The following is a 24,588-nucleotide window of genomic DNA, read 5'->3' on the forward strand; positions in this document are numbered from 1 at the left end:
ATTGCATGAAAACAATGAGAATTCGGAATGCTGGGCTCCGCCTGTCGGGGCGGAGCCATAAACGCTTCAAACCTCAGGCAGCAGCCTGGGAGAGCGTCGCTTTCTGCGTTTCGAAAGCCCAGGCGAGCCAGGGCATCAGCTTCTGCATGTCGGAAGCCTCAATCGTTGCACCGGCCCAGATGCGCAGGCCCGAGGGCGCGTCGCGGTAATGGCCGACGTCATAGGCGACGCCTTCCTTCTCAAGGAGCGCAACCAGGCCCTTGGCAAAATTCGCCTGACCATCGGCATCGAGAGCGACGACATCCTTGTCGACGATCTTCAGGCAGACGGAGGTGTTGGATGCCGTCTCGGCCTTGACGGCGAGATTGGCGATCCAGTCGTTGGCGGCAACGAAGTCGTGGATGACCTTGGCATTGGCATCGGCGCGACCGATCAGTGCTTTCAAGCCGCCGAGATCCTTAGCCCAGAGGAGAGCGTCGATATAGTCTTCGACGCAGAGCATCGAAGGCGTATTGATCGTCTCGCCGGTGAAGATGCCTTCGATCAGCTTGCCGCCGCTGGTCATGCGGAAGATCTTAGGCAGCGGCCAAGCCGGCTGATAGGTCGTCAGGCGCTCGACAGCGCGCGGCGACAGGATGATGACGCCATGTGCGCCCTCGCCGCCGAGAACCTTCTGCCAGGAGAAGGTGACGACGTCGAGCTTGGCAAAATCGAGGTTCTGGGCAAAGGCCGCCGAGGTGGCGTCGCAGATCGTCAGGCCCTTGCGGTCGGCCGGGATGAAATCGCCGTTCGGAACGCGGACGCCCGAGGTGGTGCCGTTCCAGGTGAAGACCACATCGCGATCGAAATCGACAGCGGAAAGATCGGGCAGCTCGCCGTAGCCGGCTTCGAGCTTGCGGACGTCCTTGAGCTTCAGCTGCTTGACGACGTCGGTAACCCAGCCGGCGCCGAAGCTTTCCCAGGCGAGCATGTCGACACCGCGTTCGCCGAGCAGCGACCAGAGCGCCATCTCGACGGCGCCGGTGTCGGAAGCCGGAACGATGCCGATGCGGTAATCCGCGGGCACTTCCAGAATTTCGCGGGTAAGATCAATGGCCTGCTTCAGCTTTGCCTTGCCGACCTTCGCGCGGTGCGAACGGCCGAGAGCCGCGTCGGAAAGAGCGTTAAGCGTCCAACCGGGACGCTTCGAGCATGGACCAGAAGAAAAATGGGTATTATTCGGACGGATGTCCGGCTTGGCGAGCTTAGTCATGATGCTATCCTCTCAGATAGAAAGCTCCTCGTTGGGGAGGAGTGTCCCGCCGCCGGGTATATTGAAAGCCCAGCGCCGGCGCAATAGTAAAATTTGCGGATGGCGCTCGATCACAAAGTCGTGCGAAAAGTTTGAAGGTGCGTAAGTTACGCACAATGAAATTCAGCCAAATTTGGCCACACAAAAACTGGTTTTTTCGCCGAAGCACAATCATATAGGGTTTGGCGTCCCTGGTCGCGCCGGTAGAAATGACAAATGTGTCCAATGTCTCTAACTGCGCTTATTGAAAGCTCTCCCATACCCGCACAGATCGTGCCGGTCTATCTGATCAATATAGACCGAGCGGCGGAGAGATTGGCGGAGATCCGGCGACAGAGCGATGAATTCGGTTTCCGCTTCGAACGCATCGACGGCATCGACGGCGCCCTCATCCCACGTGACCAATGGGTCGACGTGGATCACGATCGCTTCCAGCGCCGGCACGGCCGGACCATCCTTCCAGGTGAATATGGCTGCTATCGCAGCCATTTGCAGGCACTACGCCAGTTTCTTGCGAGCGATGACTCGATGGCCGTCATCATCGAGGACGATGTCGCGCTGGATGCCGATTTCCTGGCGCGCGCCATGGCCGCCAAGGATGCAGCGCCGACGGCCGACCTCATCAAGCTTGTGAACCACCGCTGGAATGGCTTCTGTGCCATGATGCGCAGCAGGAAGGGAGACATCGTCGGCCGTTGTCTTTTCGGCCCGCAGGGTTCGACGGCTTGCTATCTCGTCACGCGCCACGGTGCCGAAAAAATCGTCAAATCGCTGGCGGTCATGTCACTGCCTTGGGATGTGGCGGTGGAGCGTGGCTGGGACATGCAGATCTCGATCTTCAGCACGCGCACCAATATCGCCGGCTTCAGCCGGTTGCAGCGCACCACCATGATCGGCTGGCGCCGCGATTATCGCGCCGCCAAGGCCTCGGCGTGGCGGCGCATACCCGCCCATATCTTCCGAACCTTGGACTTCTTTCGCCGCATCAACTACGTGTTGACGATGCCATAGGGCAACGCCAGGAAGAGTGCGTAGCGGCTTTCCGTGTGGAATTGCGAGAAAAACTGGAGCGGCTCAGAGCTTCCTTGAAAGCCAAACCGCTGCGCCTCGAACCTACCAGGTGGTGATCCTGAGGCCGATGCGGATTTCGTGGCGCGAAAGCACGCCGTCGCGGCCCATGGTGCCGCCGGCACCCGCGACCGAATCGGCGGCGGAATAGCCGAACATGTCTCCGCCGGCGACGTGGGAGAAGCGATAGCCAAGATCGACCTTGATGTTCGGCGCAACCTCATAGGCGACGCCTGCCATCAGCGCATAGGTCATGCGCCAGTCGCTATCGCCCGGATAACGTGTGCTGACCGAAGCTGCGCCACCACAGCCGGAAGCACCATCCACGCAGGAACCGATGCCATTGACGCTGCTCCACGAGACGCGCGTCGCGCCCAGACCCGCGCCGACATAGGGTGTAAAGCCCGCAAGTGTTCCGAGATCGACATAGCCATTGACCATCAGGCTGCCGGCCCTGAAGGAGGAATGTGCCTTTGTGGAGCAACCGGTACCGGCCGATCCGCCGGAACAGGGCGAATTGCTGGAGACGCGGCCGTTGAAATCGCCGCTGAAGAAATCCCCCGTGACATCGGCGCGAAACAGGTCGTTGAATTGATAGCCGACACCCAGGCCGCCGGAAAAGTCGCCGCCGAAGCGGCTGGAATCGAAACGGCTCGAACTGTAATCGCCACCGGCCGGATCATAAGCATGGAACGTCGTGTCGTTGCGGCTGGCATTGACTGCATAGCCGATATCACCGCGGACATACCATCCCTTCGCATCCTTGACGCTGACCTCGGGGACGCTGACTTCAGGCACCTTGATTTCCGGCGGCGTATCGCCCGCAAGAGCAACGCCCGTCGATACGCCTGCCATCGCTGCGGCCAGCGCCAAAGCGTCAAAACGGATCATTACCCCTCGCCTTCCATCCTCGGGCGAATGCCCGCGCGTCGAATCGGTCGGCCTTTGCTTCCCTGCGAGCCCGTCAGAGAAGAAACTCTGCGGAAAAGCCGCCATTCTGATTTCATTAACCATAGGGAATTCATGGTTAATGAAGCTTTAAAGCACGGAAGAATTGCTTAACGGGGAGAGAGAAAAGACAAAAGCCGCCCGGAGGAAACCGGACGGCTTTTCAATGGGTTGCGTGAGCTACGCTTATTTGTAGACCGGCTGGGGCGGAATATCGGCCGGCGGCATGTAGCTTGCCGTCTGGCAGCCGCCGAAGGTATAACGGGCACCGATGCGGGCTTCGTGCAGGTTCAGGCCCTTGTCATAGCCCGGACCGCCATTTTCATTGTAGCCGAACATGTCGCCGCCCTGGACGTGACGGTAGCGGTAACCAACATCGGCCTTGAGATTGCAGCTCAGGTCGATCGACGTACCGGCCATGAGCGCATAGGTGAAGCGCCAGCTGCCGCGGCCATTATGTGTGACCGTGCCATCGCAGGAGTCCGGATTTGCATCCGAGCAGGACGTGTTCTTCAGGTTGCTCCATTTGACGTAGGTACCACCGAGGCCGCCGCCGACATAAGGCGTGAAGATGCCGTAGGTGCCGAGATCGACATAAGCGTTGGCAAGCAAACTGTAGGCCGTCAAGGACGCCAGATCGCGGGACGTTGCGGGAACGGACGAGAAGCCGGGACCGCAGCCGCCGCAATTGCCGCTCGTCGAACCCTTGAAGTCGGACTTAAAGAGATAATCGAGCGTCACGTCCGTGCGCAGATAATTGTTGATCTGATAACCGACACCGCCGCCGATGGTGAAGTTGTCGTCGAGCGATGCCCTATCGAAATCGACCAGGCTGGCGTTGGAGCCCTGGAAATAGTTGGCGCCGCGCAAGTTCGTGAAGGCATAGCCGACATCGCCGCGCAGGTACCAGCCGCTGGATTGGGCGACAGTCACCTCCGGCGCCGGCTGGACCGGCTCCGGTGTATAGAGATCAGCGGAAAAGGCCGACGTGCCGACAAGCAAAGTGGCAAGTGCTCCTATTAGGGATTTCATCATGGCTTTGGCTCCAAATTTCTTGCCTTGGCACAGCAGATGCTTGCCAATCGAAATGACATGACAGGGATAATGATGAAAATGAGTTAAAACCTGATTAACTACGAATATTTACCGTGTTTATTCAGAGACTATACTTTATTTAATATATTAGAGATTGGTGATCTTACAACAAAGAGAAGGGGATGCGGCCGTTTCACCTCCTCCCTTCTTCGCGAGCGCATGCGCCATCGAGTCCTGTGGAAGCCTGGATTTCTAAACGAATTGGCAAGAATAGCGCCCTTACAGTGTCATAGCCGGGAAGCTAAATCAGGAGGAAGTCTTTGACTTGCCATCGAAAAATATGGGCCTGTCTGGGGCTCCTCATCCTCTTCCTGAGCCCTGCTGCATTGGCCGGGGCGATGCCGGTAAAGCCCGTTGCGGCCACCGCATGGAACAAGGGGCGCGAGACGGGACTGCCGATCCCGCGTTATGTTTCGCTGAGAGCCCAAAAAGCGCGGATGCGCGTGGGTCCATCGACGATGTACGCGACCAGATGGATCTACGTGAAACCCGGCCTGCCCCTGGAGATCATCGACGAATATGGCCATTGGCGGCAGGTCCGCGACGACACTGGCGTGACTGGCTGGATGCATAGCGCCCTGCTCTCCGGCACTCGCACTGCACTGATCGCACCTTGGCTGACCAAGAACGCAATGCTGCGCGCAGATCCCAGTCCAGCCGCTCGGGCGGTCGCGGAGCTGCAGCCCCGTGTTCTGGTTTCGCTGCAGTCCTGCACGGGAAGATGGTGCCGCGTCTCCGTAAGGGAGCATTCGGCGAGAGGCTATGTCAGGCAGGACAAGCTCTGGGGCGCCTACCCCGGCGAAATGTTCCAGTAAGCCGTCTCGGCCACACCGGCGCAAACAAAACGGCCGCCTCGACGAGACGGCCGCAATTTTGGATATCCGATATTTCCAGGCTCAGGCTGCCGAGCGGACGCTCGAAATCACGTCGATCAATCCGCCGACGATACGTTCGATCTGGCCGCGATCGTCGCCTTCCGCCATGACCCGGATCAGGGGCTCGGTACCGGAAGGGCGGATGACCAGACGGCCATTGCGGGCAAGTTCGCTTTCCGCATCGGCAATCGCCTGCCGCACCTGAATGTCCTCCAGCGGCTTGCCGCCGGCAATGCGGACATTGCGCAGCAGCTGCGGCACGGGCTCGAAACGCCGACAAACTTCGCTGACCGGCTTGCCGGTGCGTTTCACCGAGGCAAGGATCTGCAGCGCGGCCACCAGCCCATCGCCCGTCGTGCCATAGTCGGACAGCACGATATGACCCGATTGCTCACCGCCGACATTGTAATTGTGCTGACGCATATGCTCGACGACATAGCGGTCGCCGACGGCAGTGCGTGCAAGCGACATGCCGCGCTCTTCGAGGAAACGCTCGAGGCCGAGATTGGACATGACGGTCGCCACGATGCCGTTGCCGCGCAGCGTCTGGCTCTCGGCCCAGCTCTCCGCGATGACAGCCATCAGCTGATCGCCATCGATGATCGTGCCGGTCTCGTCGACGATGATGACGCGGTCGGCATCGCCATCCAGCGCAATGCCGATATCGGCGCGCACTTCGTCCACCTTCTTCTGCAGGGCAACGGGGCTGGTGGAGCCGCAGTTCAGATTGATGTTCGTGCCATTCGGCTCGTTGCCGATGGTCACGACGTCGGCGCCGAGTTCCCATAGAGCAGCCGGGGCAACCTTGTAGGCAGCACCATTGGCGCAATCGATGGCGATGCGCAGGCCTTGCAACGTGACGTCACGCGGTAGCGTGCGCTTGGCATGCTCGATATAGCGGTCGTGCACGCCGTCGATGCGCTTGGCGCGGCCGATATTCTCAGCCTTGGCAAGATGCTCGGTCATGTCCTTGTCGAGCAGATCCTCGATCTTCATTTCAAGATCGTCGGACAGCTTGTAGCCGTCCGGCCCGAAAAGCTTGATGCCGTTGTCTTCGTAAGGGTTGTGCGAAGCGGAAATCATGACGCCGATGTCGGCACGCAGCGAACGCGTCAGCATGGCGACGGCAGGCGTCGGAATGGGGCCGAGAACGAAGGCATCGACGCCGGCCGCAGTGAAGCCCGCCACCATGGCGTTTTCCAGCATATAGCCGGAAAGACGCGTGTCCTTGCCGATGACGACCCGGTGACGATGACTACCACGATGGAAGATCGTGCCGGCGGCGATACCCACGCGCATGGCAAGATCCGGCGTCATCGGATAGATGTTGGATTGACCGCGAATTCCGTCAGTTCCGAAATAGCGACGTTTCATATGCACTCCTGTCGTTGCTGCATTTTCGCGAAACATGCAGCGGCATCGAAAGCACTACTCCGAATCCAGAGACGCTTCGAGCATCGATGCCTGTGGCTCATGCCACAGATTGTAAAACTCGGCACTTAAATTACCGAGACCGCCTATTACAACGCGTTACCATTAATAAGCACTAAAAAACCGCATCCGGTGGAGGCGGACAATATTCCAATTCACAACATAAACTACCCATATTACTTCCCCCGGCTACGACGATTGTGCATCGTCGGGCTACCCTTGCCGCGTCGTCAGCCGGCCAATAGCAACGGCCCGTCCGCCATGATCGCGGATCGCGGGCAAGCAAAGGTTCCGAACGAGCAGAACTCACAACATCGCCGGCCATCCTCTGGAGCATGACGCCGCGGCCTTTGTTCATAGGAATACTGGCAGGCGTGGTTGGCATTGGTTCCGCCGCCTTGAAACCGCAGGTCGCCAAGCAATCGTGGAGCTGAGAAGTCGCTGCCGCGTCCCTTCTCCCCCTCGGGGAGAAGGAGTTTTCATCCGCCCCATGTGCGATAGCCTTGAGGATCACGGTAGCTTCACGCATGGAGATATCCGATCTTCGATAAGGCAACTCCGGTAAAGAGCCCGGCCGAATGTCGTTTTACGAATTGCGGCCACTCTCAGCCCAACTCCGATGTTCGGACCATCATCGGTGCCGACCCTCACTCAGCTTCCGTCCGTCACCTGCGGCCATCAAGAAAAAGGCCAGTTCCCTAGTCAAAGGAGAACTGGCCGCTTCGTCTACATGGTCAATCGGCTCCGTGCGTCAGCGCGGCTGCGGTTCGAAACCGCCTTCCGGCTCGTCGCCCTTGGCACCGAGCGAACCATCCTTCTTGGCACCGGTCTTCGGCACGGCCGAGCCACGGCTCGGCGGCGTGTCATCGCCAAGGTCGCGTGCCGGTTTTTCACCGCGGATGAGCGCCTTGATCTCCTCGCCGGTCAGCGTCTCGTATTCGAGGAGGCCTTCGGCTAGGGCCACGAACTCGTCATGCTTCGAAGTGAGGATATCCTTGGCTTCGCGATAGGCTTCATCGATCAGACGACGCACTTCGTTATCGATCTTCTGCGCCGTTGCTTCCGACACATTTTTCGACTGCGAAACGGAGTGACCGAGGAAGACTTCCTGTTGGTTCTCGCCATAGGCGACCTGGCCGAGTTCATCGGAGAAGCCCCACTGGGTGACCATCGCACGGGCAAGCTTGGTTGCCTGCTCGATGTCGGAAGACGCACCCGAGGTGATGTTTTCCTTGCCAAAGGTCAGCTCTTCCGCGACACGGCCGCCCATCATGATGCAGAGGCGCGAAACCATCCACTTATAGCTCATCGAGTAGCGATCGCCCTCGGGGAGCTGCATGACCATGCCCAAGGCACGGCCGCGCGGAATGATGGTTGCCTTATGCAGCGGATCGGCGACGGCGACGTTGAGTGCGGTAATGGCGTGACCGGCCTCGTGATAGGCGGTGAGCTTCTTTTCCGCCTCGGTCATCGCCGAAGAGCGGCGCTCCGCGCCCATCATGATCTTGTCCTTGGCGTCTTCGAATTCCTGCATGGTGACCAGGCGCTTGTTGCGGCGGGCAGCCATCAGGGCGGCTTCGTTGACGAGGTTCATAAGGTCCGCACCGGAGAAACCGGGCGTACCGCGGGCAAGCGTCTTCAAATCGACGTTCGGAGCCAGCGGCACGTTGCGTGCATGAACCTTGAGGATGCGCTCGCGGCCAACGATATCCGGGTTCGGCACGACGACCTGACGGTCGAAACGGCCCGGACGCAGCAGCGCGGGGTCGAGCACGTCAGGACGGTTGGTAGCGGCGATCAGGATGATGCCTTCATTGGCCTCGAAGCCGTCCATCTCGACCAGCAGCTGGTTGAGCGTCTGTTCGCGTTCGTCGTTACCACCGCCGAGACCGGCGCCGCGATGGCGGCCGACGGCGTCGATTTCGTCGATGAAGATGATGCAGGGTGCATTCTTCTTCGCCTGCTCGAACATGTCGCGGACGCGGCTTGCACCGACACCGACGAACATTTCGACGAAGTCTGAACCGGAAATGGTGAAGAACGGCACATTGGCTTCGCCGGCGATGGCGCGCGCCAGAAGCGTCTTACCGGTACCGGGAGGTCCGACAAGCAGAACGCCGCGCGGAATACGGCCGCCCAGACGCTGGAACTTCTGCGGATCACGCAGGAATTCGACGATTTCTTCAAGATCCTGCTTGGCTTCATCGACACCGGCGACGTCATCGAAGGTGACGCGGCCATGCGCCTCCGTCAGAAGCTTGGCCTTCGACTTGCCGAAGCCCATGGCTCCGCGCGAGCCGCCCTGCATCTGCCGCATGAAGAACAGCCAGACGCCGAGGATCAGGAGCATCGGCAGCAGCGTGCCGAGATAGCTCAGGAAGCTCGAGGAACCATCCGATTCCGGGCGGGCGGCAACAGTAACGTTCTTGGACTGCAGGCGTTCAAGCAGGCTGTCATCTATGACCGGAGCGTAGGTCTGGAAGGCCGTACTGTTTTCGGAATAGCTACCGATGATACGGTTGCCCGTTACGGTCACGTCACGGACGCGGCCGGAATCAACTTCCCGAAGGAACTGCGAATACGGAATTTCCCTGGAGCCTGTTTGTGCCGGCGCGTTCTGAAACATGCTGAACAGAGCAATCAACAGCAAGGCTATGATTGCCCACAGAGCGAAATTACGAAAATTAGGGTTCATCGAACTCCCCAGCACTGAAACTTCCGCCGCTTGAGCGGCGGCATTACTTGACCTCTAACATAGGGTTGCGCCAAGCCCTTGCCAAGGCAAACCGCGCCGCCACATGTTTTTTCCGTCTATAGGACCGAAACCGGCGGCCGCATATAGGCCTCACGTCCAAAAGCGATTGAAAGCCGATCCGCGAATGTGAGGTCGAATCGTGTCAAAAAGCGGTCGAAAGGCGCAAGATAGGGCACGACCGCAACCGACGCCGTCTTTGTCCCCACGTCCGTCGTCATCATCGGCAGCGCTGCCCCGGCGCGCCGCGCGGCTCCTTTCGGCAGATTCGACGGGAAAATCGCCGCATTCTCCGTTCCGGCGGGGCGCACGACGAGGGGCACACGGCCCGAATTGCTTATTTCGAAGCGGCCGTCCCAATTGCCCTTTTTGCCTGGTGCGAGCGACAGTGGGGCGATATTGCGGCTTTCCCGCATGAGGTAGAGCCCATCGCGGCGCAGGTCGAAGACCACGCCACCGGCCGTACGCCGGCCGGGATCCGCGCCGTTCACAAATTCGAGAACACGCTGCATTTGCACGCGCCCCAGCGCATAAGTCCTGCCACCGAAGACGGCGGCAAGGTAAGACAAGGCATAGGCGACAACCGCTTTATCCGCCGAAAGGCCGGATCGATCGATGACGCAAAGCGCATTCGCATGGATGGTGACATGGTCGTCCAGCCATGCGGCCGCCTTCCCGGATAGCGCGGCGCGGCCGGCACCGCCATCGCCCGAAAGCGATCCCGACGCATCCGCTTCAAGTTCCATGCGCGTACGCACGCGCTCATATCTCATATCTGCGTTGCTGGGGTCATCGAGCCAGGATATGCCGCGCATCTTGAGCCAAGCTCTGATATCCATCCGCCGGCAGGCCAGAAACGGCCTGACAATCCAGATGCGCCGGTCAAACAGCATCGCGTCGGCGATGCCGGTACCAAGGCCGTCTACCTCTGCCAGCCGGCGCTTGCCGCGCATGACCATGGTCTCACGCTGATCATCCATGGTGTGCGCGGTGACGATGAGATTGCCCGAAATCTCCTCGGCAAGATCGGCGAGCAATTCATAGCGAGCCTCGCGCGCCGCGGCCATGAGGCCGGTTGCCGGCTTCTCGCCCTCCCAGCGACGGGTAAAATGGGGAATGCCGCGCAAAGCGCAGAGTGCTGCGACCTCTCGCGCTTCGTCTGCCGCGGCAGCGCGCAGCCTATGGTCGATGGTCGCGGCGCTAAGGGTGATATCTCTGCGGGAATGGGATTTCAGCTGCTCGTCAAGGGCAATCAAGAGCCCGATGGAATCGCTGCCGCCGGAAACGGCAACCAGAATATGAGCAGGCGTCGATAGGGATTGCAGGAATACAGTCGCGGCGGCTTCTGGCATGAGGGCTGTGGCACCGCCGGTCACAGCGTCAATGGACATGGCGCTCAGCAGGCAAGCCGCTTCTCTTCGCTGGCGACCTTGCCGGTCACGGCTTTCGAGGCCTTCGGGTAGCGCTTGGTCACTTCGCGAAGCGTGGCACAGGCCGTATCCTTGTTGTCAAGCGCGGCGAGCGACATCCCGAGCTTCAGGAGCATTTCAGGTGCCTTTTCCGAGCCGCTATATTTCTGATGCGCATTGAGGAAGGTCTTGGCGGCGTCGTTGTACTTGCCCTGCGAGTATAGCGCCTCTCCGAGCCAGAAATTCGCATCCGCGGCCCGCGTGCTGCTCGGATAGCTGTCGAGATACTGGCGGAACTCCTGTTCGGCGACACTATAGTCACCCGACAGGACGTGGCCATAAGCGGCCTTGTACTGATCGTTTTCATTGCCAAGCGAGGCGGTCTGTGTCCCGGAGCCGGCGCTCGGCGGCGCGCCCGAGCCATTGTTGGCCCCCGAAATAGAGGAGCCGACCTGCTTGCCGCCCTGGTCGAACTGGATCGAACCAAGCTGGCTCGGCGGCTTGCCCGAGCCGCTTCCCTGTTGGGAAGCGACGTCATTGTTCTGCGAATCGCCGATGACGCCGGCAATATCATCCTGCCGCTGGCCGCCGGAGCCCGATGCCGGAACATCGGCTTCGCTCTTCTTCATCGTGCTGCCTGCAGCCGGCGCGCCACCGCGCTTTTCCAGCTGCTGGAAACGAAATTCATTGTCTTCCTGCGTCTTGCGGATCTGTTCCTGCATCTGCAGCAGCTGATAGCTCATTTCCTCGACACGGCCGTTCAGCTGGCGCATCTGATCTTCCAGCTGCTGCAGTCGGATCTCGGCATCGCTGCTTTGAACATTGACGACCGGTGCCTGGCCGTATTGCGCTTGTCTCTGATACACGTTGCTGGAAGCCGACTGCGTGGAGGCATCACGGCCTCCGAGGTGGATTCCGAACAGCGACAAGGCAGAAGCATCGCGCTCACTACCTGCGAAGGCAGCGAGACAAAGCATGCTCGCCACGACAAGTTTTCTCATATGGATCGTCCTGTCTCATTGATTCTTCGGGCCAAGGGCTCGAACAGGAGATTTTTACAATTGCTCTCAAAAAGCAACGGAGTTCGGCCAAAGTGTGGTCAAAAAAGTAAAGGCGGCTGGGAGGCCGCCTTTATACATTCTCGACTGGCTTTTGACCTATCAGGAACCGGCGCCGTTGAGCACGGTGACGGCGCGGCGGTTCTGCGACCAGCAGGAAATATCGTCGCAGGTCGCGACCGGACGTTCCTTGCCGTAAGAGATCGTCTTCATGCGCTTGGCCGGGACACCGCGTGAAGCGAGATAGTCACGGGTGGCAGCTGCGCGGCGAGCGCCGAGCGCCAGGTTGTATTCGCGCGTGCCGCGCTCATCGGCATGGCCTTCGACGGTGATCGCATAGTTCGGATAGCGGGCGAGCCACTGAGCCTGACGGTCGAGCGTCTGAGCGGCGTCGGAGCGGATCGAGGTGCTGTCGGTATCGAAGAAGATGCGATCGCCGACATTGACCGTGAAGTCTTGCGGCGAACCCGGAGTAGCATTGCCGGCACCGTTCAGGCCGAGACCGTTGGCATCGTTCGGCAGACCCTTCTTGGAAGCGCAGCCAGCCAGAGAAAGGCCGACGAAAAGCGCGATCATGATCGGGTTGCGGGCGAGGTTTTGCATGTGGCCAACGGCCGGGGTTGCGATGCGGCTCATAGCCGGTCTCTCCTTAAGTCTCTATCAGGGTTGCCAGACTGTAACCGGGTTCGGTTAATCCGATTCCAACAAATATGGTTAATGATGTCCTAAAATCGTCCCGAAAAGGTCCACTCACAGGACTTTGCGGCGATAACGTGGCAGGTCCTTCACTACTCGAGAAGCGGCGACCATGCCGGGTCGGAAGCAAAGCCGGGAGTCGGGATCTTCTGTTCGTTATAGCCGGTCAGGTCGATCGAATAGAGCTGCGGGCCGCCTGAACCGGCCGGCTGGCGGAAGAACATGATGACGCGGCCGTTCGGTGCCCAGGTCGGACCTTCGTTGTGGAAGCCCGTGGTCAGCAGTCGCTCGCCCGAACCGTCGGTTTTCATGACGCCGATGGAGAAGCTTCCGCCGGACTGCTTGGTGAAGGCGATGAGATCGCCGCGCGGCGACCAGACCGGCGTGGAGTACGAACCGTCACCGAAGGAAATGCGGCGCTGGTTGGAACCGTCCGCACCCATCACATAGATCTGCGGCTTTCCGCCGCGGTCGCTTTCGAAGGCGATCTGCGAGCCGTCGGGCGAATAGGACGGCGAAGTGTCGATGGCGGCCGTCGAGGTCAGGCGTGTCGTCGTGCGCGAGCGCAGATCCATCGTATAGATATTGGCATTGCCTTCCTGCTGCAGGCTCATGATCACGCGCTGGCCATCCGGCGAGAAGCGCGGCGAGAAGGTCATGCCGGGGAAGTTGCCGACCAGTTCGCGCTGGCCTGTCTGCAGCTGCAGCAGATAGACGCGCGGCTGCTGATTGGCGAAGGACATATAGGTCACCTCCTGCCGGTTCGGCGAGAAGCGCGGCGTCAGCACGAGATCGCTGCCGTCGGTCAGCATGCGGACGTTGGCGCCGTCCTGGTCCATGATGCCCAGCTGCGTCTTGCGGGCCGTCTTCGGGCCGCTTTCGGCAACGAAAACGACACGCGTGTCGAAGTAACCCTTCTCGCCGGTGATCTTCTGGTAGATCGCATCGGCAATGATGTGCGCGACACGGCGCCAGTTGTCCGGCTGGGCGAAGAACTGCTGACCGATCATCTGGCTGTTGCCGAACGTGTCCCACAGGCGGAACTCTGCACGAAGGCGGCCGCCTTCCTGCGTCACGCGGCCGGTGACCAGCGCCTGCGCATTGATCGATGTCCAGTCCTGGAAGCGCGGGGTCGAATCCGGATTGGTGATCTTCTCGATGAAGGCCTGCTTGTTGATCGGCGCGAACAATCCGGAGCGCTGCAGATCGGCTGCGATCACACCCGAGATCTGCGGGCCAAGGCTATCATTCGACAGAAGGTCGGTGATAGCGATCGGCATCGGCTGGACGTTGCCCTTGTTGATGTTGAGCTCGACCACGGCATAGGCCGGAGTGGCAAGGACTGCGGTCAGGCCTGCCAGCACCAGCAGGAGACGAACGAGGGATTTTCTGATCATATGTGCCAAGCCTTTCAGCATTAAAGCGCCATGTGGCCGGGATCGAAGTCCTGTAGGACGTCGACCCGGCTAGTTTCATTATCGAATTGAGCTTGCGGCAGGTTCTTGAAGGATGCCGCCCGAAGGACGGTACGCATCGCATTTGCCACCACGATTTTTTGAGTCTTCCCTGGACCGCCCCGCGGGACGACATCGGATTCTCCCGCGATCCGTCCATTGCTATCAAGCTTCAGGTAGGTCCGAATATGAACGTCCTTCGGGCCGGGAATATCCGGAGTGCCGATGCATGGACAGTGATTCGTCAAAAGCCGCACTTTCCGCATCACATTCCCAGGTCCGCTGCGCTGAAATTGACGACGACTTCCTGCCAGTCCTCATATTTGTCCGCCGGAAGAATCGTCATGAACTCCGATTGCGCGCGAAGGACCGCTCGTATAGCGGCGGACTGCATGGCACTTTGTGTCGAAGCCGGTCCACCGTTCGTCGTCGCTTCCGGCTCACCGACGATCTGCCCGGATTTGTCGAGCTTGAAGTGCACCTTGATTCGCACGTCGCCACCGCCTTCAAGACCAGGTGGGAGGTTCCAGTATTTCTGGATCAGATCACGCAAACCGTCCTGTTGGCTCTGGCTGAGCTTTCCGGCGCCAAGCGACTTCTTGCCGCCAAGCGAAGCGACCTGGGTATCGGCGCCTGCGGAAGCCTGCTGCGACGAGCGTTTCGCGCCACCCTTCGACGAAGTGTTGTTTAGAAGGTCGTTGATCTGATCGGCGAGACCATCGTCAAGGCCCTTGCTGGAGGCCTTCGGGGTCTGACGCTTCTTGTCAGCGTCCTTCTTGCCGTCGTCAGCCGATGTGGTCTTGCTGGTGCTCTGCGTCGTCGTCTTGTCGGTCGGCTTGGCCTCGGCCACCTTCACGTCCGGCTTCGGCGTCGGCTTGACCTCCGGCTTCTGCTCGGCGGTCTTCGGCGGCGTCGGCTGCGGCTTGATATCCGGCACGGGAACATTGTTCGGCAGCTGGATTTCCGCCTGCTCGGTCGGCTGTGGCGTCGGCGGGGTCGGCGTCGCATCGGCTTTTGGCGTCGGCGGCGTGGGGTCCGTCTTCGGTGTCGGAGTGGGCGTTACGTCCGGTTTCTGCTGCGGAATAGCGGCCACTTCCTTCGGGGCGGCTTCCGTTTCCTTCTGCTCGATCGTCTTGACGTCGTTCGGCCTCGGATCGTCCTGCGGTACTGGCGCATCCACCTTCTTCGGCGCCAGGGCCGCCGTGTCGCTCTCCGGCCTTTGCGTCGGCACGACAGGGTTCTTGATGTCGACTTTGTTCTCGCCGGTATTCTGGGCGTTGGCGACCTGATCCTGCTTGGTCGTCGGCTTGCGCGCGGCGTGATCCGTCACCGGCGCCTTCTTCTCGCCCTGCTGCAGTTGATCCGCCGTCACGATATCGACATCCATTGCCGTGCTTTCCGGCGTCTCCAGCGGCGCCGGCGCACTCAGCGACACCATGGCGCCGATCAGCACCAGGACGTGAATGACAGCAGAAGTGGCGAGACTGCGCTTCATGTCGGTTCGTCAGTGGTCCGTTATCTGCTGCGTAACCAGGCCGATATTCTTGTAACCGGCTTCCTGGATACGTGACATGACGTCGGCGATCACACCGTAAGGCGCCTTGCCGTCGCCACGCACGAAAATGCGCTCGTTGTAGCCCGTGGTCGCGATCGCCTGCAGCTTGGCGGCGATTTCAGCGACATCGATCTGCGTTTCTTGCAGGAACACCTGGCCATCAGCCTTGATCGAAATGGTGATCGGCTGGGTCTGGGCGTTCAGTGCGCCTGCCTGGGTCTGTGGCAGGTCGATCGGCACGCCCGATGTCATCATCGGTGCCGCCACCATGAAGATGATCAGCAGCACGAGCATGACGTCAACCAGCGGCGTCACGTTGATATCGGCGATCGGGCCGCCCCGGCCTCCGCCGCGACGACCACCCCGGCGGCCTCCGCCGCCACCCTTGCCTCCAACAGACATTGCCATGTGAAATACTCCGGTTCTGTCCGCTACTTACTGCGCTGCCTGACGCGGCTGCAGCTTCTCATCGATCTGGCGCGAAAGGATGGCGGAGAATTCGTCCGCGAAACCTTCCATGCGGCCCGAGAGCTTGCCGGCATCGCCAGAAAACTTGTTGTAAGCGATAACGGCGGGGATAGCGGCGACCAGGCCGATGGCGGTTGCCAGCAGCGCTTCGGCGATACCAGGCGCAACAACCGCAAGGTTGGTCGACTTCGAACCGGCGATCGCCTGAAACGAGGTCATGATACCGACAACCGTACCGAAAAGACCGATGAACGGACCGGCAGAACCGATGGTCGCGAGCGATCCGAGGCGCGCCGTCAAATGTTCCGATTCACGCGCCAGCGTCACGTCCATGGCGCGGTCGATACGCATCTGCAGGCCGATCGGCGAGCGGGCGCCGCGCTCGAAGGACTTCTTCCATTCGCGCATGGCAGCGACGAAGATGGCGCTGAGGCCCGTATTGTTGCGCTCCGAAAGCGTGCGGTACAGTTCTTCGAGCGACTGGCCAGACCAGAAGACCTGCTCGAAATGATCGAACTGCCGGCGCGCTCGCGCATAGCTCAGATATTTGTCGATGACGATCGCCCAGGTCCATACGGACGCTGCCAGCAGGCCGATCATCACGAGCTTGACTACCAGGCCCGCCTGCATGAAGAGCGACCAGAGGGTGATGTCCGGTGTGGTGGCCGCCGCCAATGCTACTTGTTCCATTGATCCAAAATCCCCGAATCCAAACGCCCGGCGCTAGACCGGGCGGCTAAAAGTGATCTCACAAGAATTGTTTGGCAGCCGCCGCTGAACGCCCTGGTCAAGCCTTCCAAGCTTACAACTGCCTTCTTGCCGTCAAATTTGGTCAAAGGAAGGCGTGCACCGCACAAACTCCGACATGACCAGTAAGACACTATTATGGTTAAAAGAATGTTAGCGTCGAAACATGAAGGATTTAACGGCAGCGAAGGTTATTCTAGCTCCAGGGAGCTCCAGGGAAGAACTGACCGGACGAAACCGGCGGCAAACGCAGACAAAGCTTGCGCGGCGAATTCCTTCACATAAAACTCAAGTTATTGCAAGCAGCCTGTTTTCAACATGCGGTCTTTGCTCCCGCCGCGCGGCGAACGTGAAGACGCCAAATCCTTTGCTAGCCAGCATTCTCCGATGCCGCCAGCATCTGCGCCGCAAGCTTTTCCGGCAGACGGCGCGGGCGTCCTTTCGCGTTGATCACAGCGATGATGACCTTGGCGGCGATCAGCAATGTATCGCCGCGCCGTATCTCCTGGGACAGCACCATCTTGGCGCCGCCGGCCTTTTCCGTGACCGTTCGGATCGTCAGCACGTCATCCATGCGCGCCGGTCCCTTGAAATCGATCTCCATGCGATGGACGACGAAAACCAGCCCCTCTTCATCGGCATTCAGGAGTTCACGCTGTTCCACGCCGAGACAACGCAGATAGTCCGTGCGTCCGCGCTCGAGGAAATGCAGGTAGCGCGCGTGATAGACGAGGCCGGAAAAATCCGTATCCTCATAGTAGACTCGCTGCACCAGCCGGTGGCTTCCGGCTTCCAGTTCCCCAGCAATCAGAAAGGGGCTGTTCATCGTTGCCGCATCTCCTTGAATGTCCGGCATCTCTTTGGCCGAAGTTCTGCCATCAAGCAAGCTTTGAACAATTGTCATAAACTCCGACTATCCGGAATGGTGCCGGCTAGCGGATCGGCGCAGAAGGAAAAATCTCATGAAAATAGCGGTTATGGGCGGTGACGGATTCATCGGTTGGCCAACCTCGCTTCACCTCTCCGACGCCGGTCATGAGATCCACATCCTCGACAATCTTTCCCGCCGATGGATCGATACCGAACTCGGCGTCCAGTCGCTGACGCCGATGGATTCGATTCAGGAACGCACCCGTATATGGCACGCCGAAACCGGCCGCCGCATCCATTTCCACCTGATTGATCTGGCCAAGGACTATGAGCTCCTCAAAAAATGGCTGGCCGAGCATCGCCCCGATGCCATCGTGCATTTCGCCGAGCAGCGCGCCGCGCCCTATTCGATGAAGAGCGACCGCCACAAGAACTACACGGTCAACAACAACGTCAATGCCACGCATAATCTCCTGAACGCGCTCGTCGAACTCAATCTCGACGCGCATCTCGTGCATCTCGGCACGATGGGCGTCTATGGCTATTCCACGGTGGGTGCCGCTATTCCGGAGGGCTATCTGCCCGTCGGCATCGATACGGCCGACGGTCGTACCGTCAGCCAGGAGATCCTTTACCCCGCCAATCCCGGCTCGATCTACCACATGACGAAGTGCCTCGATCAGCTGCTTTTCCAATTCTATGCCAAGAATGACGGGCTGAGGATCACTGACCTGCATCAGGGCATCGTCTGGGGTACCCACACCGAACAGACGCGCCGGCATGAGCAGTTGATCAACCGTTTCGATTACGACGGCGATTATGGCACGGTGCTCAATCGCTTCCTCATCCAGGCCGCCATCGGCTATCCCCTGACCGTACACGGCACCGGCGGCCAGACCCGCGCCTTCATCCATATTCAGGATTCGGTGCGCTGCATCGAACTCGCGCTAAAGAATCCGCCGGCTCGCGGCGCCCGCGTCGAGATCTTCAACCAGATGACGGAAACGCATCGCGTGCGCGATCTCGCCGAGATGATCGCCAAGATGAGCGGCGCGGAAGTCGTCCGTCTGCCCAATCCGCGCAAGGAAGCGCCCGAAAACGACCTGATCGTCAAGAACGAAAAATTCCTCGATCTCGGGCTGGCGCCGATCACGCTTGAAGCCGGCCTTCTCAGCGAAATCGTCGACGTCGCCAGGAAATATGCCTATCGCGTCGATCGCTCGCGCGTGCCGGCCATCTCCGCCTGGACCAGGGATCTCGCCGCGACGGTCAACCATGATCCCGAGGGCAAGAGGCTGAAGTCCGTATCATGATGCTTGGAAGCGAAATGCTGCAAGGCTTGCGGCCTCACAGCCGCCCTCGTGCCGGGCAGGCATTCGTGACGCTCGTCACGAATGCCGATTATGCCATGGGTGCGCTGGCGCTTGCCCGCTCGATCGTGCGCAGCGGCACGAAAGCCGATATCGTCGTGTTGCATACGGAAGGGGTCGGCGAAAACGACCTCGTCCCATTGGCAGCACTCGACTGCCGGCTGGTGGAAGTCGAGCATCTTCCCTTGTCGGATGCCTTCAACGAGCGGCATGCCCGCGGCAATCTTCACGCCGCCGCCCCATTCACCAAGGGCCGCAAGCCCTCCTTCCACACGCCGCTCGACAATTTCTGCAAGCTGCGACTCTGGCAGCTGATCGAATACGGCACCTGCGTCTTCATCGATGCGGACGCGCTCGTGTTGAGAAACGTCGATAGGCTCTTCGACTATCCGGAATTTTCGGCCGCCCCGAACGTCTATGAAAGCCTTGCCGATTTCCACCGGCTGAATTCGGGCGTCTTCGTCGCCAAGCCGTCGCTTGCGACCTTCCGGCATATGCTGGAGAGCCTCGACCGTCCCGACGTCTTCTGGCGGCGCACGGACCAGACCTTTCTCGAGACCTTCTTCCCGGATTGGCACGGCCTGCCGATCTTCATGAACATGCTGCAATATGTCTGGTTCAGCATGCCCGCGCTCTGGGATTGGAACAGTGTCTCGATCCTGCACTACCAGTATGAAAAACCTTGGGAGGAAAACCACCCCAAGGCGGAACAGTTGAAACCACTGATCGAGCTATGGCATAGCTTCCATACCGGCGGAAATATGCCCGACATCGCCGCGCTCGCAAATCCCCGGGCGGCGGCATGAAGGTCCTGATCTCGGGCGGAACAGGCCTCGTCGGCCGATACATCGCCGAAGAGCTGCTATCAGCCGGATACAAGGTTGCGATCGGCGGACGCAATCCGCCTCCATCGGGCCTCTTTTCACAGCCCGTCTCTTTCGTCCCCTTAAGCCTTGACCCGATGGAGAATCAGAGCGGCGCTTTCGACGATGCCTATTTCTTCGTGCACGCCGCCTTCAGCCATGTCGCCGGCAAATATCGCGGCGGCGAAGGGGACGATCCGGAAGGCTTTCGCCGGCTCAATCTCGACGGCTCGGTCAGGCTTTTCGAGACGGCGCGGAAGGCCGGCATTCGTCGCTGCATCTTTCTCTCCTCCCGTGCCGTCTATGGAGACAGGATTTCCGGAGAGGAGCTGACCGAGGCGATCAAGCTGATGCCAAACACGCTCTACGGCGAGGTGAAGCGCGACGCCGAACACGCACTTTTTTCTCTGTCCACGCCTGGCTTTGCGACCACGAGCCTGAGAGCGACAGGCGTCTATGGCGACCTGCGACCGAACAAATGGGGCGCGTTGTTCGACGACTATCTGAGCGGCAAGCCGGTTCCCGCGCGGGCCGGAACCGAGGTTCATGGCCGCGATCTAGGCCGCGCTATCCGTCTTTTGCTGGAGACGGAAGCTGCCCGCATTGACGGCAAAGCCTTCAATCTCTCCGATATACTCACCGACACGCGCGAAATCCTGGGGTATCTTCAAAGCGCAACCGGCTGTCCGCACGCGCTGCCAGCGCCTGCAGCATACGAAACCAATGCCATGAATACGTCGAAGATCCGCGCGCTCGGATGGAAGGGCGGCGGAAAGGCGTTGCTACAGCGGACGATCGAAACGCTGGCGAAGACGATATCGCCTCGAGTCGATCTCAGCGCATCAGCTTCGTTTCGTCCCAACCAAGCGCTGCCAATTCCTCGCCCCTGAAGCGCGCATCGTCGGAAACGATGAACTCATCGAGCTGCGGCGGCGCGACGCTGGTTCCGGCCAGCATGGCATGGGCCTGCCCGCGATGATGCGTCTGATGCTGGAACAGATGGTTCAGCACATCGTCCGCCCTCTCCCGCTGGATGCGGCCGTCGCGTTGGATATCGATGATCCGCATCGCGATCTCCGGCGTCAGCGCCTCGCATAGAGCAACCAGCCGGCGATCGACGTCGGCCTGCTCCTGGCTCAACTCGTCCAGCCGGTCATACGGCTCCTCGATATCAAAAGCTTTGAGGCCCAGAGTGCCGCCTTCAAGTGCGTCGACGTAGAACCAGTCGACCGTCAGGATATGATTGAGGGTTGCCTTGATCGACGGAAAGAAGCTGACGCGCTTGGCCTCGAATTCGCTGGGCCGCAGGGCCGCACAGGCACGATGCAGCCGGACATTCGCCAATGCGTTGTTATAGGCAAGCTTGCGAAAGCTGCGAACCGGATCGAAAGCGGACATAAGCCTCCTCCTCAAGCCTTGTCGAGATCACCATCCCGCCAGACGAGATGGCGAGACGTCAGCGGCAAGGCCTCGATTTCTTCGGCGATGAAATAGGGCGGGATGTCGAGCGCAACCAGCGCATCGCGCGTCGCCCGCACCCATTTGAACTCCAGATCGTTGTCGCCATCTTGAATGCGATGTACGATTTCCTTCGGATCGAAGGGAAAGTCGGCAGGAATCTCCATCAGATAATAGAGGCCGAGCTCATGCCAATCCATCTCTTCGTAATGGAAGAAATTCTCGACCGACCAGAGCAGACGCCCGACCGTAACGTTAACGCCGATCTCCTCCATCATCTCCCGCCGCAACGTCTCTTGCGAGGTCTCGCCGATCTCCGCACGGCCGCCGGGAAAAGTCCAGAAATGCTCGTGCACGGCGCGATGCACCAGGACATGGCCGTCCCGAAATCCAAGGCCCGCAACGCGCATCTGGAAGCGCTGGGGACCGGCATTCAATCTGATGAGTTTGCGTTTCGACATGATCCCCTATCCCACGTCGATCACGACGATTTCAGGCGGAACGCCGAAGCGGACCGGCGCGATGGAGCAACCGAGGCCGCCGGATACGATGATATGGCGCTCCTCCTCGACGATATGGCCATAGACATACCGGTCGCCATAGCGCGAAGGCGAATAGGGCGACCAGCCGAAAATCCTCACCTGCCCGCCATGCGTATGCCCCGACAAAGTGAGCGAGACACGCTGGGGAACGGCGGGAAAGATATCGGGCTCATGGGCGAGAAGGATCACGGGCGCATCATCGCCGACCTGCGCCAGCGTGCCGCCGAGATCGTCCAGTCCCTTGGTGAAGGGACGCTTCCAGCGCAAGCTCCGGCGCAGCGCGAGCTGATCCTCGACGCCGGCAAGCCAGAAGCCTTGTCCGTTCTTCTCCAGGCGTGCCGCGCGGTTGGAATAGACTTCGATGCCAACAGCTTCCAATGCCCGATGGCTGAATGTCGGCCCATGGCCGGTTCTTTGCGCGCTCGAATCATGCCACCAATCATGATTGCCGAGAATGGCATGAACCCCGAGCGGCGCCTGCAGCTTTGCCAGTTCCGCCGCCCAGATACGATGATCGACGCGTGAGGTAATAAGGTCCGTTCCCGACGTATAATCGCCGAGCAGCAAAATAATGTCGCCGCCGAGCTGGTTTGCGCGGTCACAGATCGAAGCGATGCGCTCGGCATTCATCCATGGCTCGCAGGCATGAAAATCGGCAAGCGCCACGATCCTGAGCTTCAGCCCAGGCGCCCATCCCGGCGGGACCAAGGCGTAGCGGGTGACATTGAGACGAACGACCGGCTCATAGCCGAAGGCATATCCCCCGAGTGCCATCAATCCCAATATGCTGCCGCCGAAAAGCTTCAGGAAGGCACGACGGCCGAGCATTCAATCTTCCTCCCGGAACAACCCGAACTGCGCGGCCTCCAGATCCTTGGGCGGCTGCATGCCGAGATGTTTCCAGGCAATCGCGGTCAAAACACGGCCGCGCGGCGTGCGTTGGATAAAGCCCTGCTGGATCATGTAGGGCTCGATAATATCCTCGATCGCATCCCGCGGCTCGGAAAGCCCGGCGGCTATGGTTTCGATGCCGACCGGCCCGCCGCCGAAATTGACCGCGATCATATTGAGGTAGCGCTTGTCGAGCTGGTCGAAGCCGACATTGTCAACGAGAAGCCGTGTCAGCGCCTCGTCGGCAATCTCGCGCGTCACCGCTTCGACCTTGGCGACCTCGGCGAAATCGCGCACGCGGCGCAGCAAGCGGCCGGCGATGCGCGGCGTGCCGCGGGCGCGTCTTGCAATCTCGCGCGCACCCTCGTCGGTCATACCGAGGCCCATCAGCCTCGCACCGCGCCGAACGATCAGCTCCAGCTCTTCGACCGTATAGAAACTCAGACGTACCGGAATGCCGAAACGGTCGCGCAGCGGCGTCGTCAGCAAGCCGAGGCGGGTGGTGGCAGCAACCAGCGTGAACTTGGCGAGATCGATTTTCACCGAACGCGCCGCCGGGCCTTCGCCGATAATGAGATCGAGCTGGAAATCTTCCATCGCAGGATAGAGGATTTCTTCGACGGCCGGATTGAGCCGATGGATCTCGTCGATGAAGAGTACGTCGCGCTCTTCGAGATTGGTGAGCAGCGCCGCCAGATCGCCCGCCTTGGCGATGACCGGACCGGACGTCGAGCGAAAGTTGACGCCGAGTTCCTTGGCCATGATCTGCGCCAAGGTCGTCTTGCCGAGGCCAGGTGGGCCGACGAACAGCACATGATCCAGCGCCTCGCCACGCCCCTTGGCCGCCTCGATGAAGACCTTCAGATTGGCGCGCGCTTCCGCCTGGCCGGTAAACTCGTCCAGCGATTGCGGTCTGAGCGTCGCATCGATGTCTTCGCCCCGCTTTTCCGGCGATATCAGACGTGCGGCTTCACTCATGTCAGAGGTTCCATTTCCGGTATGCGTTTTGCGGCTCCCGCGCCGAAGGCAGCATTTATTCTGCCGCACTCAAAAATAGTCTTTGACGACGGAGCACCCCATGTCGATCTCTCGACTTTGCGACAATAGTAAGGATTGCGGAAGGTGCAAAGCCTCACCGCGACAGTTCCTTCAAGCCGAGGCGGATCAGCTTGGCGCTGTCGGCACCCTCGCCAGCTGCCTTCATTGCCGCGGCGATGGCGTTGGCGGCCTGATCGCGGGAATAGCCGAGGTTGGTCAGCGCCGAGACGGCGTCGGCAACGGGCGCTGCGGCAACACCTTCCCCAAGCTCCTGCTTGAGCCCGATATTGGCAGCATCGCCGGCAAAGGCCGGTGCCTTGTTCTTCAGTTCCGTCACGATACGCATGGCGACCTTCGGGCCAACACCGGGCGCCCGCGAAACGGCAGCACGATCCTGCAAGGCGATAGCATTGGCAAGCTCGGCCGGCGTCAGGGTCGACAGCAGCGCCAGCGCCACTTTCGCACCGACACCCTGAACCGTCTGCACGATGTTGAACCATTCGCGTTCCAGCGCCGTCATGAAGCCGAAAAGGCGGATCTGGTCTTCGCGTACATAGGTCTCGATGAAGAGAATGCAGGCCTCGCCGACCGAACCGAGTTTCGACAGCGTCCGGGCCGAGCAATAGGCGACGTAGCAGACGCCGTGCACGTCCACGAGCACATAGTCCTCGCGGATCTCTTCGATTGTGCCTTTCAGCTTGCCGATCAT

The 24,588-nt window shown here is 60.2% G+C and carries 23 protein-coding genes; 5 read left to right on the plus strand and 18 right to left on the minus strand.

The genetic code is table 11. From position 1 onward, the window contains the following. Positions 1 to 73: 73 nt before the first annotated feature. Entirely contained in the window at positions 74 to 1,252 is a 1,179-nt protein-coding gene (locus PH552_RS24165) for a phosphoserine transaminase (RefSeq protein ID WP_015340971.1), read from the minus strand. Between the two features lie 264 nt (positions 1,253 to 1,516). Here PH552_RS24165 and PH552_RS24170 point away from each other — a divergent pair, with 264 nt between their 5' ends. Then, a complete protein-coding gene (locus tag PH552_RS24170; RefSeq protein WP_246698628.1) occupies positions 1,517 to 2,302 on the plus strand; it encodes a glycosyltransferase family 25 protein in 786 nt (261 codons plus the stop codon). 102 nt (positions 2,303 to 2,404) lie between these two features. Here PH552_RS24170 and PH552_RS24175 read toward each other — a convergent pair whose 3' ends face one another. Then, positions 2,405 to 3,250: an outer membrane protein gene (locus PH552_RS24175; protein WP_113250517.1), complete on the minus strand. Its 846-nt coding sequence runs from the start codon at positions 3,248 to 3,250 to the stop codon at positions 2,405 to 2,407. Between the two features lie 243 nt (positions 3,251 to 3,493). Continuing rightward, positions 3,494 to 4,342, minus strand: a complete 849-nt coding sequence (locus PH552_RS24180) for an outer membrane protein (RefSeq protein WP_112340560.1) — start codon at positions 4,340 to 4,342, stop codon at positions 3,494 to 3,496. Positions 4,343 to 4,662: 320 nt separating this feature from the next. Here PH552_RS24180 and PH552_RS24185 point away from each other — a divergent pair, with 320 nt between their 5' ends. Continuing rightward, on the plus strand, positions 4,663 to 5,217 hold the full coding sequence (locus PH552_RS24185; protein ID WP_145644523.1) for an SH3 domain-containing protein: 555 nt from the start codon (positions 4,663 to 4,665) through the stop codon (positions 5,215 to 5,217). 81 nt (positions 5,218 to 5,298) lie between these two features. Here the strand turns inward: PH552_RS24185 and glmM are convergent, their stop codons facing one another. From glmM to ybgC, 10 genes are all read right to left on the minus strand, one after another. After that, positions 5,299 to 6,651, minus strand: a complete 1,353-nt coding sequence (gene glmM / locus PH552_RS24190; RefSeq protein WP_112343412.1) for a phosphoglucosamine mutase — start codon at positions 6,649 to 6,651, stop codon at positions 5,299 to 5,301. A gap of 808 nt (positions 6,652 to 7,459) precedes the next feature. After that, on the minus strand, positions 7,460 to 9,403 hold the full coding sequence (gene ftsH, locus PH552_RS24195) for an ATP-dependent zinc metalloprotease FtsH (protein WP_112343411.1): 1,944 nt from the start codon (positions 9,401 to 9,403) through the stop codon (positions 7,460 to 7,462). Positions 9,404 to 9,519: 116 nt separating this feature from the next. Continuing rightward, positions 9,520 to 10,851 (minus strand): tRNA lysidine(34) synthetase TilS, encoded by a 1,332-nt coding sequence (gene tilS, locus PH552_RS24200; RefSeq protein ID WP_145644522.1) that lies wholly within the window; start codon positions 10,849 to 10,851, stop codon positions 9,520 to 9,522. A 5-nt stretch (positions 10,852 to 10,856) separates the two neighbouring features. Further along, entirely contained in the window at positions 10,857 to 11,870 is a 1,014-nt protein-coding gene (gene ybgF, locus PH552_RS24205) for a tol-pal system protein YbgF (RefSeq protein WP_112343409.1), read from the minus strand. A gap of 159 nt (positions 11,871 to 12,029) precedes the next feature. Then, complete coding sequence (pal, locus tag PH552_RS24210) at positions 12,030 to 12,563, minus strand: peptidoglycan-associated lipoprotein Pal (RefSeq protein WP_112343408.1); 534 nt, start codon at positions 12,561 to 12,563, stop codon at positions 12,030 to 12,032. A gap of 152 nt (positions 12,564 to 12,715) precedes the next feature. Then, the gene (gene tolB, locus PH552_RS24215) at positions 12,716 to 14,020 is read right to left on the minus strand and encodes a Tol-Pal system beta propeller repeat protein TolB (protein WP_112343432.1); all 1,305 of its coding nucleotides are present in this window, start codon (positions 14,018 to 14,020) and stop codon (positions 12,716 to 12,718) included. A gap of 322 nt (positions 14,021 to 14,342) precedes the next feature. Continuing rightward, positions 14,343 to 15,572: a hypothetical protein gene (locus PH552_RS24220; protein WP_113250514.1), complete on the minus strand. Its 1,230-nt coding sequence runs from the start codon at positions 15,570 to 15,572 to the stop codon at positions 14,343 to 14,345. 9 nt (positions 15,573 to 15,581) lie between these two features. Continuing rightward, entirely contained in the window at positions 15,582 to 16,040 is a 459-nt protein-coding gene (tolR, locus tag PH552_RS24225; RefSeq protein ID WP_069611827.1) for a protein TolR, read from the minus strand. Positions 16,041 to 16,067: 27 nt separating this feature from the next. Continuing rightward, positions 16,068 to 16,790 carry a protein TolQ gene (gene tolQ / locus PH552_RS24230; protein ID WP_112343405.1) on the minus strand — a complete coding sequence of 241 codons (723 nt, stop codon included), beginning with the start codon at positions 16,788 to 16,790 and terminating at the stop codon, positions 16,068 to 16,070. Positions 16,791 to 17,217: 427 nt separating this feature from the next. Then, positions 17,218 to 17,673, minus strand: coding sequence for a tol-pal system-associated acyl-CoA thioesterase (gene ybgC, locus PH552_RS24235; protein ID WP_112343431.1), 456 nt, complete (start codon positions 17,671 to 17,673; stop codon positions 17,218 to 17,220). 136 nt (positions 17,674 to 17,809) lie between these two features. Between ybgC and PH552_RS24240 the strand changes: the two genes are divergently transcribed. From PH552_RS24240 to PH552_RS24250, 3 genes are read left to right on the plus strand one after another with little or no spacing between them, the layout of a single operon-like run. Then, complete coding sequence (locus PH552_RS24240) at positions 17,810 to 19,030, plus strand: NAD-dependent epimerase/dehydratase family protein (RefSeq protein WP_113250513.1); 1,221 nt, start codon at positions 17,810 to 17,812, stop codon at positions 19,028 to 19,030. After that, positions 19,030 to 19,893, plus strand: a complete 864-nt coding sequence (locus tag PH552_RS24245; protein ID WP_246698633.1) for a glycosyltransferase — start codon at positions 19,030 to 19,032, stop codon at positions 19,891 to 19,893. The genes PH552_RS24240 and PH552_RS24245 overlap by 1 nt, the downstream gene beginning before the upstream one ends. Then, positions 19,890 to 20,840: an NAD-dependent epimerase/dehydratase family protein gene (locus PH552_RS24250; protein WP_113250512.1), complete on the plus strand. Its 951-nt coding sequence runs from the start codon at positions 19,890 to 19,892 to the stop codon at positions 20,838 to 20,840. Before PH552_RS24245 ends, PH552_RS24250 begins: the two co-directional genes overlap by 4 nt. Here PH552_RS24250 and PH552_RS24255 read toward each other — a convergent pair. From PH552_RS24255 to ruvA, 5 genes are all read right to left on the minus strand, one after another. Next, complete coding sequence (locus PH552_RS24255; RefSeq protein ID WP_113250511.1) at positions 20,785 to 21,348, minus strand: DinB family protein; 564 nt, start codon at positions 21,346 to 21,348, stop codon at positions 20,785 to 20,787. The two genes, PH552_RS24250 and PH552_RS24255, sit on opposite strands and share 56 nt — an antisense overlap. Before the next feature lie 11 nt (positions 21,349 to 21,359). After that, positions 21,360 to 21,869, minus strand: coding sequence for an NUDIX hydrolase (locus PH552_RS24260; protein ID WP_183764855.1), 510 nt, complete (start codon positions 21,867 to 21,869; stop codon positions 21,360 to 21,362). A gap of 6 nt (positions 21,870 to 21,875) precedes the next feature. Continuing rightward, positions 21,876 to 22,778: a metallophosphoesterase gene (locus tag PH552_RS24265; RefSeq protein WP_145644520.1), complete on the minus strand. Its 903-nt coding sequence runs from the start codon at positions 22,776 to 22,778 to the stop codon at positions 21,876 to 21,878. Continuing rightward, positions 22,779 to 23,819: a Holliday junction branch migration DNA helicase RuvB gene (ruvB, locus tag PH552_RS24270; protein WP_113250509.1), complete on the minus strand. Its 1,041-nt coding sequence runs from the start codon at positions 23,817 to 23,819 to the stop codon at positions 22,779 to 22,781. A 154-nt stretch (positions 23,820 to 23,973) separates the two neighbouring features. Beyond that, on the minus strand, positions 23,974 to 24,588 hold the full coding sequence (ruvA, locus tag PH552_RS24275) for a Holliday junction branch migration protein RuvA (protein WP_113250508.1): 615 nt from the start codon (positions 24,586 to 24,588) through the stop codon (positions 23,974 to 23,976).

This window comes from Rhizobium aureum, from assembly GCF_030182495.1.
Taxonomy (GTDB): Bacteria; Pseudomonadota; Alphaproteobacteria; order Rhizobiales; family Rhizobiaceae; genus Rhizobium; species Rhizobium tropici_C.